The organism is Endozoicomonas sp. Mp262 (assembly GCF_025643335.1).
Taxonomy (GTDB): Bacteria; Pseudomonadota; Gammaproteobacteria; order Pseudomonadales; family Endozoicomonadaceae; genus Endonucleibacter.
Genome location: NZ_CP092489.1, coordinates 2,072,055 through 2,080,746, shown reverse-complemented (window position 1 = coordinate 2,080,746; position 8,692 = coordinate 2,072,055). Strand labels below are relative to the sequence as shown.

Here is an 8,692-nt window from a genome sequence, read left to right as displayed (position 1 = left end):
TATTAGGGGGAATTTTCGGATAATAAAAAACCCCGCCCAGGTCGTGGACAGGGTTTTACTATGGGTAAAAAACAGGTTTATTATCTGAACAGGTCAGAATGTGAGCCTGTTCTCATCAGAATAAGGTCGTTGTCTTTGATCTGGTATATCAACAACCAGTCCGGTTCTATATGGCACTCTCTGCAAAAACGGTAGTTGCCGGATAACGGGTGATCAAAATAGCTTTTTGTCAGCTTTTCCTGGTGAGCCAGCAGAAAGATAAGGTGCTTGATTTTACTCAAATCTTTACCCTGCTTGCGTACCTTTTTATAGTCCCTTTCAAACCGTTTGGTGGTTACTGCATCAAGCATTATTCACTCCAGGCTGTTAAACATATCATCCAGACTCTTATGCCTGGTCAGCCCTTTACCGGCTTTAGCATCCTCAATGGTTTGTGCTGTCAATTCATTAGGGATAGACAGCTCAAAAGGGATACCGTTATGAAGTTCCACCTGCTTGTAGAAAAGGGTGATTGCCTGCGTGGGATTCAACCCCAGCTTCCTGAAAACAGCCTCAGCATGGGCTTTTAATTCGGGTTCTATTCTTGCCCTAACCACTTCGCTTTTGCTCATCTCAAATGCCTTTCAGTTGTATTATTCTTACATATTGTAGCCTATTTGAGACACAAAGGAGGATATCAATAAGTCGTCCTTATCTGAGCTATACTAAAAATGATATAGCTTGATAGTGGGTTTTATGTAAACCGGCAGTACCGGGTAATCTACCTTGTTGAAAACAATCAGGTTCAAATCAAAGTAATCAGGGTATCTGCACATGACTACGACAAAAAATGACTGGCAGCCCGCCAAAAAACAAATCGACGTATCCGTCGGTGAATCCCTGCGAATCATGCGGGAACTCCAGGAAATCAGTCAGTCAGAACTGTCCCGGCTGACCGGCATCCCCCAGCCTGCCATATCACAGCTTGAAAGTGATGAACTGCCTTTGGGTGTCAACCGTGCCAAGGTATTGGCTAAAGCCCTGCGCTGCCACCCTGCGGTACTGCTTTTTCCTGGCTGGGATATGGAGCAGCCCCCGGCGGCCTAACGCCGCACCGCCATCGGATGATGTGGCCCATAACCGCTCCAATAAGATGACTGGCTATTAGCCTGCGGCTGGGTTAATTCCTTCGGTGAGGATGCGGGAGCCGGTGATACCGGCGGCTGACCGCTGGCTTCAGGGTTCGGGTTCCAGCCTTCCAGCGCCTGATTCAAAGCGCCATTTCCACCCTGATTTAAACCTGCCGGTGGGATCACCTGACCTTGATCATTCAGCTCCAGCACTTCCTCACGACCATCCTGCCACCGACGTATGGTGTACTCGATAGGCTCACCTTCAGGACTCATCCCCTTTACCCGCTCCAGCTTCCAGGGGAATGGCTGGTCGTCTTTTGTTTTTGCTGGTGTTTTTGCTGGTGTTAATGATTGCAGCTCACCTTGCAACAGTCGCAAGGCGGTATCATCTTCTGCATCCATCAGCATATCCACTAGCAGATCACCGGGGACGGCAACCGCCGGGTCATTGGGATCACTGGATCGCTGCTGCGACATAGGTGCGTGGTACTGTCCCCCCTGACCGTCATCTACCGATAGAATGGGCACCAGCCCTTTGCCATCTGGCGTCCTTTGTAGATCCACCAGTTTTTTTCCCTCACCAATTTGTTGACTAAAAGTCTGGTTCAACCCCTGAACCAGAGCCGGTTTTATCCGGCTGTCCCATAGTTCCGGGCGGGTTTTTACGGCATTTATGGCGGTATTGACAATACCATATCGCTGCTGACGGTTAAGCTTATCCCGGTGAGTGGCGGTCTGGGTCTGGTAGTACTCCCCCTGAACCCCATAGAGTTTATTATGGGCATCAGCCGTCTTTTTCTGTAACCCAAAAGCACGGTCACGGTGGGCTACATCTTGTGCCCGATCACCCCGTTGATCGGCATACACCTTTTCCCGCCAGGCTTGGTTATCCTTATACTCCTTAGCCCGTTGCTGCCGGTCATGGATACTATTGATGGCCTGAATACCTTGCAGGAATCCTGTGCCAAAGGCGTTATAGTTGCTCATCCCTTGCTCCCCACTGGCTGACGGCTCTCCAATTGTTGCAGCCGTTTATCAATATCCCGGATGGCACCAAAGGCCACCATTGTTGCATCCCCCAAATCCACCTGTTTACCATCACTCATGGATTCCGGCATTTCCTGCGCCATGCCGCCAACATGACCAAACTCACTGCGACCGCCAGACTGTCCGGCCTTGTAGTCATACTCGTAATTGCCAAAGCTGCGGGCGTCATCCATATCCTCTTTATCGCTGCGGGGTTTGATATTACGCTTTTTGTTCTTGTCGGAAATCATATAACCGGCTGCCATACCTATTCCCGTACCCAGCAAACCCCATCCATCTGACTTTTTCTGGGCAGCCATTTGCTGGTTGGCAATATTACGCTGGTTCTCCATCCCGGCAGCCTGGTTAATGCCGGTGAGTCCCTGGTTCTGGGCATTGCGACCGATGGCCATCATGGAACTTTGCAACTGGCCGTAGCGGTTGGCTGACTGCTGCCGGGCATTACTGGTGGCTGCCATCGAGGAAACATTACGGTCACGCTGGCGCTGGCTGTTCAGGGCGGCCTGCTGGCTGGCGGTCAGGGTGGCACCAAAGCCTGACAGTTGTCGCTCGCTCTGTCCCTGACTGGCATCAAAGGTGGTTTCCGCTGCCGCCTTTGACTGACTGACAGCCTCAGTGATCCGGCCTTTATCCGTTGCCTGGCTGACCAGTTGCCGCTCATAAGGCAGAAAGCGGCTCTGGTAATCACTTTCCAACTGGCGGGCAAGTGCTACCTGCCGGTTCTGTACGCTATAGTCCGGGCTGGCGCTGCCGCCTCCACCACCTCCACACATAATGGCCTCCTTGCCTTTTCAGTTTCCTGTTTACAGTTATCAGTGTTTGTTAAGCAGAATCGCCTTGATTTCAGAGATATCGGACTTCATATCAGATACATCTGTTTTCAGGGTCGATACATCCGCTTCCAGCCTGCCCAGTCGCTGGTCTGTCTGCTCAAACTTTTGATCCATCCGGTCTTCAAGGCGATCAAATCTTTGCCCTGTTTCCTCCTGAAACGCCTCGCTTTTATCCAGACGCTGTTTTACTTCCTCCTGAAACGCCTCGCTTTTTTCAAACCTGCGGCGATTTTCATCAAATTCGTGACGGGCTTCGGTTCGGAAGGCCGCAAGCTGTTCGTAATTATCACGGCACAGCCTGTGGATATCTTCCTGCATGTTATTCCATATCTGGTGCTTGATTTCTTCACCCTGATCACGCTGGCGCTTGAGCTTTTCTACATCGTTACGCAGGTCAGCTACTTCTATCTCCAGTGACATCGTTTCACTCCGGTTTTTTATCCAGTGGCCTGATTATAGACAGGAAAAACTGGGACTTTTTAACCACTTAAGTAGTCGTTGAAGCGGCAGGTTTGAACCAGTCATACTTTTCAGCCGCCGCCCCAAAACCCATACCGGCAGCCGTACCGAAAGCATTGTATTTTGAAGAATCCACCATCTGGTTAGAGTGAGCCGATGCAATATTGTAACCCGCCTGATTGCCTGCTGCGTTGCCAAACATATTCATACTCATGCCGGTTTGACCACGACCAACACCGGCATATTCCAGCATCCGGCCTGTATACATATCATTGCCGGACTGGGTGCCGGACGCTGCGGCCAGTGATGCCGCTTTTGCCAGTGTCCGTGAGCCATTGGCGTACTGGTTGGTCAGTGTCGCCTGCCCTGCCCCGGCAGTGGACGGATAAGGGGCAAACTGACTGCGGGCAGCCGAAGCCGCATTATCGGCCATGTGACTGCGGAACTGGTCTGAATCCAGTTGCTGCGTATCCGCCATGTACTGGTTTTCCAGTGGCTTATACATTTCGTTATATTCTGCCAGCCGCCGCTCGGCCATTGATACCAGTTCCTTTTCATAAGGCCCGGCTGATACGGTGTTGCTGCCACCTCCTCCGCCTCCACACATCCCTGTGTCCTCCATGCTTGTCTAGCTTTTTGATTTAGGTTCCAGAACCTGCTTCAGCATATTTCGCATTTCGTCCTGCCCGCTGACTAACTGTTTAAACAGGTCGCTATGGTGAGCCAGCTCCCGGCGTACTTCCAGCAACTGGATCTCGGTTCGGTGCTGGAACTTCCTCGCTCGCCGTTTCTTGTTTTCGCGGCCTCAGTCTAGGGGCTGAACTGTCGCCTATCCAGACAGGCTATTCAGACAGCACCTTGCGGGTCAGGTAGCCCCAGTGCTCAAAGCCCATTGCTGCCAGCTTGTCGGTACTGCGCTGGTCGGCCTCTTTATCTGCAAACACGACTGAAAAGTGGGCAACACTGGCCCCGTGTGCCTGCGCCCAGTGGACATAGGTATCCATCAACTGTCGGCCAATACCCTTGCCCTGATAACCGGGCAGCACAAACCAGCCCAGATCAAAGGCAAAGATCCGGTCATGGAACAGTGAGTGTTGCAGGTTGCCGGAAATAAAGCCCACCGGGTTGTCACCATCGTAAGCTACCCACAGGGCATAGTCCGGGTGTCCGGTCATCAGTTGCAGCATCTGCTCAATCCGCTGCTCATCCAGCGGGTACTGGCGGCTGATTTTGTTGGTGGCAAGGTAGAATTTCAGTTGCAGGCGTAGTGGGTTGTCGATCTGGTGGATGCGGTGGATGGTGTAATTCATCAAAACCTCACGGGATACCCCCACCAAATGCTTTGATTTGGTGGGGGAGGATGTCAATTTAGTTTTATAAAATGGAATGATGTAGAGGGAATATCACAGTATGAAGTAACAAACCCTTGATAAATCCCATACCCCCATGACTCATAATGGTAATGTGCTTTAATGTGTAAATAACCATCATTGCTATATTCCAGCCACCCGGATACATAAACGTACTGCACTGAGTCTACGGAAAGATCATAGCTACCTGTGTAATCTAAAACACCTCCGGCAAAAAACAAGGGATATGCCATCCCTTTTTTTAACCGGACATAAACCGAACTAAACCCGTTTTGCATCGGATACCAAATGTAGCGCCCTGAGCCTCTGGGGTTATTAAAATCTATCCCTGATCTACCAGCAATCAACACCTGGTCATTCGGCAAAATACAGAAGATACCCGTCAGTTCTTCAGGTTCCCCTACGTAATAGCTTCCCATCGGGTAAGTTTTGTTTACACTCGATGAATGTATATAGTCACTGATACTTGTTGACGTGTAGTTGCTAATCTGGTCATAACGAATTTTATTCCCAATATCGTTATCACCACCAAAGATGGCATACGCCTGATTATCCTGAAACGCTTTGATAACGCCGTGATTAAAATCCATTTCCCATTGCGTTGTTCCGTGTCCACCGGAAAGACGTGCGTATCCTCTGCTACCTGTAGCACTCAGAAAGCCGGAAGAATACATATTATTAGCAGAAAATTGCGGTGGTGACGTGATAAGCGAATGGGTGAAAGTCTCATATTGACCACAACTAAACACTGCCACCTTTCTCTGGGAATGGTATGACATTGCTTGTAGCAGCCTTGGTGACTTTCCCGCAATAAGTTGCAGCAAATAACTTCCAGCCATTTTCAAACCAGTGGCTCTGAACTAATGACCGAAGCGTCAATACGCCCTGACCACCCGGATTTCGCCAGCGCATACCTGAGCACTTCATCCGCTGGGTAACCAAGGTTTTACAGGCTGCCTCTACCACACCAGAGCCGATCGGAAGGTTATTCGACAAGTGTTCAGCATAGCGCATACGCTGGCGATTTTTTCTGAAATACTCCAGCTCGGTCTTTAATTTTGAGCGGCGCGGATGCTTTTTATGCTGATAAGCCAGGGCTTTAATAATGCGCTCAACCCCATCGAGTTCCTCTTTTAGGACGTGTCGGTAAGTGACAAACTTTTCTTTGGACTTGATGCTGTTTTCTCCATAAGCCTGGTCAAATGCTTTCTTCAGGTGATCGGCTGCGTGGTAGTAATCAATAACCTCAACACCCGCTGGTAGTTCCTGGGAAAGGTATGACCAGTTGTCCTTGGCGCCATCAGCGACTTTGACCAGTGACAGCTGTGGCTTTTGTCGCAACGCTTCTTGCAATAGTGCTGACAAAGACTGCTTGAGTGTGAGTTTTTTAGTTTCTGGCATTCGTCCTATGCGGACTGTTGATAAACGCTCCCCCTGTTGATCGTAAAACGACAAAGTTCCGCAACTGGCCTCCTTGCAACCTGTTGGCCCTTGAGTCCGTTTGCCTTCAGAAGCGCTCCTGGCTCGCTTTTCTACTCGTTTGCCATCTTTCATGGGCAGCATAACGCCATCCAGGGAGGCGGCTACTGTGACCGCATTGGTGGGCACGTTAAGTTTCTCAATAAGCATCTCTTCAAAAGGCTCACGGTGCTGTTCCCACTGAGTATTAAATTGCCTGGGGAAACGAGCAAGACTGCTTTCTGAGGGAGACATACCTCCCATGAGATCAAGGAGGCTTTTTGCTTCACCGGGAGACATTTGAGCAACAACCCAGGCAGCTTGCTTTGCAGCCCGAGGCGTCCAGAAGCCTTCCACGATCCCGGCTTTCAACTCCATGGGCACGATACACGGCTCTTTGCCGTTACGGTAAAGTGTTCGCATAACCCGGACTGAACCAACCGCTGTCTGGTAGGTTTTATAACTGCGCAACACCTGCTTATAAGTGATCCCGCTGACCTCAATAGCTGGGGTATCAATATCAAGCTCAGCCAGCGCCTCTGCTAAAAAATCTTGCTGAGCTTGATTAAAGAGAGCATTAACGGTCTGCTCAAACTCTTCAAAGTGCCTGATAGGATTGCCAGACTCTCGCAGAGCCTGCAATTGGTGGCCTAACCGTTGAATCGCATCACAAGAAATGGTGGCGGCTTCAGTCCGTAGCTGACATACTTCCATGGGGCGGCCTCTCACTGGCAAGGTGTTGTGTGCTATCAACATCATACCTGTGATTGGCTGCCTTCTGTTTAAGCATTGAAAAAATAGCTGCCTACTACTTTCCCCGGTTGGCAAGCTGAAGAAGCTCGGTCAATTTGAGACTTTCACCCAAGCGAATCACCTGAATAAGAACTGGTTGAACTGCCATTATCTTTCAGGAATGCTTTTTGTGATAAATCCAGCGACCCAATCCTGAATATATTTTTGTTGATTTGAATATCATCACCTGGCGAAATCAAATCGTTATATGACACCTCACTATTTGAATAGTCAATATTAAATACTGCAATTATTACCTCACTCAAATCATAAATACTAAAAACGGATAAATAGTTTTGATCAATAGTCATGCCCGTTTTTGCATTGGCACCTGCCCACTCATAAGGAGTCCATACCAAAGGACGATAGGATGGAGTGCTATTAGTTTGTGCCGGGTTGACAGTGGCTGAACTATGAAAAACATACGAAAGATTAAAATCACCTGTATATCTGGCATTATGTTGATGAATAATACCATTTGCATAAACACTGGATGATGGTGCAACAAACTCTTTTTGCCATGAATAGATAGTGCTGGCCGGTGAATAAACAGTACCTGTAGTTGTTTTTACAAGTAGGAGGAACACCTGACTTGCCATAGCAATTTTAATATGCCCCGGTATTGCCAGTTGATACCATTTTCTTGAATGCGTAGCGTACCCCTTGGAGGGGTACATAATAGGGACAGCTCCCATATAATTCAGCGGTAATTCATACCGGTCTGCCATCAGATAAGGCAATGAGCTATGAAACAAAGTATCTGGCCGAACACCGGCCTTTAACTCATCAGGCGATAAATCGTCGGTGGAGGCAATATGCAGCAGTGGCTCATCAGCACCACCCTTACCCAGAAAAACTGACCGGCTCATTTGATATGTATAAACCCATTCACCAGGTCAATCTTCATGGTGTAGTTACTCTCATCACCCCCCAGGTTATACATCACCTCCACCCCCAGATCATTGATAAAGGCTGTACCGGCATTGATTTTGTCTGCCGTCACTGCCCCGACAGCCAGCTTTTCATGGGTAACAGTGCCTTCTTCAAGCGCGGCCCCGGATAACTGTGACTGCGCCTGCCCCTGCACGGGCTGGTCATCATGGTAAGCCCCGTAAACCACATAACTGCCCACAGTCTTGACCAGCCGCACCCAGTAGTAATACACGGTATCATCCGGGCCGACATTATCCGGGTACTGGCCTGAGCCTGTGGTGCCAACCAATACCGCATCGCTGCGGTCAGTGGTCACGCTGCGCCAGATTTCCGCATAGCTGGGGAAGTCAAACGTGGGATAGTCAAAGCGCACATAGATAATGGAAAAGCCGTTTTCAATATGCACATTCAATGGCAGGGCTGGCGGGGTCAGATCCGTACCGTTATCACTGGCCGGTTCATAGTCGGTGGTTTCCCCGGTGGCGACCGGTGTAAAAATACCGGCATTCACCAGATCGTTATAGCTGACATAGGTATAACCACTCTCCCCCAACTGCCCCGTGGTCAGCCGCAGTATCTCTGTTACCTGCTGCATCCACTGCTCAAGGCTCATATTGTCAGCCACGGCAGGGGGATCAATCAGCCCCGGTATCCGTTCATCCGCCATAGGCTATACTCCCCTGACCAA

Annotated in this window: 12 protein-coding genes; 1 reads left to right on the top strand and 11 read right to left on the bottom strand. The window is 49.6% G+C overall.

Going from position 1 to position 8,692, the window contains the following annotated elements; all coding sequences use genetic code 11:
* Positions 1-80: 80 nt before the first annotated feature.
* Together MJ595_RS09195 and MJ595_RS09190 are read right to left on the bottom strand one after the other, a co-directional pair.
* Entirely contained in the window at positions 81-350 is a 270-nt protein-coding gene (locus tag MJ595_RS09195; protein WP_263082160.1) for a type II toxin-antitoxin system YafQ family toxin, read from the bottom strand.
* A 3-nt stretch (positions 351-353) separates the two neighbouring features.
* Entirely contained in the window at positions 354-611 is a 258-nt protein-coding gene (locus tag MJ595_RS09190) for a type II toxin-antitoxin system RelB/DinJ family antitoxin (RefSeq protein ID WP_263082159.1), read from the bottom strand.
* A 202-nt stretch (positions 612-813) separates the two neighbouring features.
* Here MJ595_RS09190 and MJ595_RS09185 point away from each other — a divergent pair, with 202 nt between their 5' ends.
* Positions 814-1,086, top strand: coding sequence for a helix-turn-helix domain-containing protein (locus MJ595_RS09185; protein WP_263082158.1), 273 nt, complete (start codon positions 814-816; stop codon positions 1,084-1,086).
* Here MJ595_RS09185 and MJ595_RS09180 read toward each other — a convergent pair.
* The 9 genes from MJ595_RS09180 to MJ595_RS09140 all read right to left on the bottom strand — a co-directional run bounded on the left by MJ595_RS09180 (position 1,083) and on the right by MJ595_RS09140 (position 8,671).
* Complete coding sequence (locus MJ595_RS09180; RefSeq protein ID WP_263082157.1) at positions 1,083-2,099, bottom strand: hypothetical protein; 1,017 nt, start codon at positions 2,097-2,099, stop codon at positions 1,083-1,085. The genes MJ595_RS09185 and MJ595_RS09180 overlap by 4 nt on opposite strands.
* Positions 2,096-2,932, bottom strand: coding sequence for a hypothetical protein (locus tag MJ595_RS09175; RefSeq protein ID WP_263082155.1), 837 nt, complete (start codon positions 2,930-2,932; stop codon positions 2,096-2,098). The genes MJ595_RS09180 and MJ595_RS09175 overlap by 4 nt, the downstream gene beginning before the upstream one ends.
* A 39-nt stretch (positions 2,933-2,971) precedes the next feature.
* Positions 2,972-3,412: a hypothetical protein gene (locus tag MJ595_RS09170; protein ID WP_263082154.1), complete on the bottom strand. Its 441-nt coding sequence runs from the start codon at positions 3,410-3,412 to the stop codon at positions 2,972-2,974.
* 67 nt (positions 3,413-3,479) lie between these two features.
* On the bottom strand, positions 3,480-4,073 hold the full coding sequence (locus MJ595_RS09165) for a hypothetical protein (RefSeq protein ID WP_263082153.1): 594 nt from the start codon (positions 4,071-4,073) through the stop codon (positions 3,480-3,482).
* 220 nt (positions 4,074-4,293) lie between these two features.
* Positions 4,294-4,761, bottom strand: coding sequence for a GNAT family N-acetyltransferase (locus MJ595_RS09160; RefSeq protein WP_263082152.1), 468 nt, complete (start codon positions 4,759-4,761; stop codon positions 4,294-4,296).
* 53 nt (positions 4,762-4,814) lie between these two features.
* A complete protein-coding gene (locus MJ595_RS09155; RefSeq protein ID WP_263082151.1) occupies positions 4,815-5,576 on the bottom strand; it encodes a hypothetical protein in 762 nt (253 codons plus the stop codon).
* On the bottom strand, positions 5,563-7,038 hold the full coding sequence (locus MJ595_RS09150) for a hypothetical protein (RefSeq protein ID WP_263079044.1): 1,476 nt from the start codon (positions 7,036-7,038) through the stop codon (positions 5,563-5,565). Before MJ595_RS09150 ends, MJ595_RS09155 begins: the two co-directional genes overlap by 14 nt.
* Before the next feature lie 98 nt (positions 7,039-7,136).
* Positions 7,137-7,940 (bottom strand): hypothetical protein, encoded by an 804-nt coding sequence (locus MJ595_RS09145; protein ID WP_263082150.1) that lies wholly within the window; start codon positions 7,938-7,940, stop codon positions 7,137-7,139.
* Positions 7,937-8,671 (bottom strand): hypothetical protein, encoded by a 735-nt coding sequence (locus MJ595_RS09140; protein WP_263082149.1) that lies wholly within the window; start codon positions 8,669-8,671, stop codon positions 7,937-7,939. The genes MJ595_RS09145 and MJ595_RS09140 overlap by 4 nt, the downstream gene beginning before the upstream one ends.
* Positions 8,672-8,692: the final 21 nt, after the last annotated feature.